1 pseudogene is annotated in these 261 nt (G+C 50.6%); it reads left to right on the top strand.

Annotated elements, in window-relative coordinates:
* Positions 1-77: 77 nt before the first annotated feature.
* A pseudogene (locus Q0955_RS20850) lies at positions 78-197 on the top strand (transposase family protein); the annotation flags it as partial.
* Positions 198-261 lie beyond the last annotated feature (64 nt).

Raw genomic sequence — 261 nt, 5'->3', positions numbered from 1 at the left:
CAATCCCAACGACAAAATACCCGCCAATTCTACATGTAGATCAATGTCAAAGGCTCGTAAGAGATAGCCAAAAGACCGTTGTTCATAAACCGCGCCTCCTCAGTGACAACGGATCCAGTTACGTCTCGGGGGATCTGGCAGAATGGTTGCAGGACAACGGCATGAAACACTCTCGTGGCGCGCCGCATAATCAAACCAACCAGATGAGCCGAACTCTCTCTTAGTTTAGGCCGCCCTTGGTTCCAAAAACTCTGACGACGC

It is taken from the genome of uncultured Shimia sp. (genome assembly GCF_947493595.1).
GTDB lineage: Bacteria > Pseudomonadota > Alphaproteobacteria > Rhodobacterales > Rhodobacteraceae > Shimia.
This window is presented reverse-complemented; position numbering and strand designations above follow the sequence as displayed.